The 1644-nt window shown below is 31.9% G+C and carries 2 protein-coding genes; one reads left to right on the top strand and one right to left on the bottom strand.

Annotated elements, in window-relative coordinates:
* Positions 1–182: 182 nt before the first annotated feature.
* Complete coding sequence (locus IRZ80_RS20680) at positions 183–563, bottom strand: heavy-metal-associated domain-containing protein (RefSeq protein ID WP_194644244.1); 381 nt, start codon at positions 561–563, stop codon at positions 183–185.
* 111 nt (positions 564–674) lie between these two features.
* On the opposite strand from IRZ80_RS20680, the gene IRZ80_RS20685 reads away from it, so the two are divergent.
* Positions 675–1541: a DMT family transporter gene (locus IRZ80_RS20685; RefSeq protein ID WP_194644246.1), complete on the top strand. Its 867-nt coding sequence runs from the start codon at positions 675–677 to the stop codon at positions 1539–1541.
* Positions 1542–1644 lie beyond the last annotated feature (103 nt).

The following is a 1644-nucleotide window of genomic DNA, read 5'->3' on the forward strand; positions in this document are numbered from 1 at the left end:
TATTAACTATTTTACTGCCTTGATAACTTTAAATAAAGATAAATTATTATTAGGGAATAATCCTTAGTCCTTTGCTGAAACATATGATTTATAAATAACTCGTAGATTATTTGAACGTTTTCCGTTTTCTAATGATTTAAAATCTAGAGACTCAGGATTATTCACTAATTATTTTTAACTATTTAAGACTTCATATTAGAAACTTTATATGTTTTTCCGTCACCGGTTGCCTGAACTACTTTTGTTAAGTTTTCTGGAGTCTGAACTGTTTTGTCAAATGTAACGGTAGCAAGTTTTTTGTCAAAATCAACTTTAGCAGTCTGCACTCCGTCCAGTCCTGTTAATTCTTCCTGGATTGTTGCAGCGCATCCTACTGCACAAGTCATTCCTTCGATAGTAAAACTCGCTGTTTGGAGATTGGCTGCAGCAATTTCTTTTTTAGCTTTTGGAGCTGGTGCTTCAGCTGCAGCAGTTTCGTTTTTAATTTCTGATTTACTGTCTTTGCAGCTGGAAAAAAGTAACCCTGATATTGCTATAATTGCGATTGATTTTTTGAAATTCATTATGATGAGATTTTTAATTAATTTTTTATTTTTTGTGATTTACTGCAAAATTAATTAAAAAAGGAGTAATAGTTGCTAAAAATATTACAATTTTGCATCAAAATACAATTTATCATGACTAAACAGTTAAAGTGGATTTATTTATTGGTGCTGTCCTTAATTTGGGGAAGTTCTTTTATATTGATAAAAAAGGGCTTGATTGGACTGACTGCTCTGCAATTGGGTTCCCTGCGGATTATTTTTGCTGCATTGTTTTTGTTTTTGATTGGATTCGAGAGTTTAACTAAAATTCCAAGGCATCAATGGAAATATATTATGCTGACCTCTTTATTTGGTACATTTATTCCAGCCTATCTTTTTGCTATAGCAGAAACTCAGATTGACAGTTCAATTACGGCTATTTTAAATTCATTGACACCATTAAATACACTGATTTTAGGTGCTGTTTTTTTTGGGATTACTTTTCGAAAAAGTCAGATATGGGGTGTAATTATAGGGCTTCTGGGGTGTCTGCTTTTAGTTTTTAACGGGGCAGTAAATCATCCGGAGCAAAATTATTATTATGCTGTTTTGGTATTGGCTGCATCTATCTGTTATGCAGCAAATGTCAATTTAATCAAAAGGTATTTGTCGGATCTGACTCCTTTGAGTATAACTACTGGGAATTTTTTAATCTTGCTTTTTCCTGCTTTAGGAATTTTGTTTTTTACTGATTTCTTTGAAGTTGTTCATGTTGAAAAAGTACAGCATTCTCTTTGGTTTATATTGATTTTAGGAGTTGTAGGTACTGGAATTGCCAATGTTATTTTCTTTAAATTAATCCAGATTTCATCGCCTGTTTTTGCAACATCGGTTACCTATCTGATTCCTGTAATTGCTATTTTTTGGGGATTGCTGGATAATGAGGTGCTGACTTTTGTTCAGTGTGTAGGTGCTTTTATTATTTTAATTGGGGTTTATTTATCTGCTAAGAAATAGGACGTTTTTTTACAGCAGCTGCGTCTTTAAATCTTTTGTATTTTGCTGAATCTGAACTTAATTATAATCTTTAAGTGGTTGAAAAATTTAGTCATAATTTTTA

It is taken from the genome of Flavobacterium sp. HJJ (genome assembly GCF_015351475.1).
GTDB lineage: Bacteria > Bacteroidota > Bacteroidia > Flavobacteriales > Flavobacteriaceae > Flavobacterium > Flavobacterium marginilacus.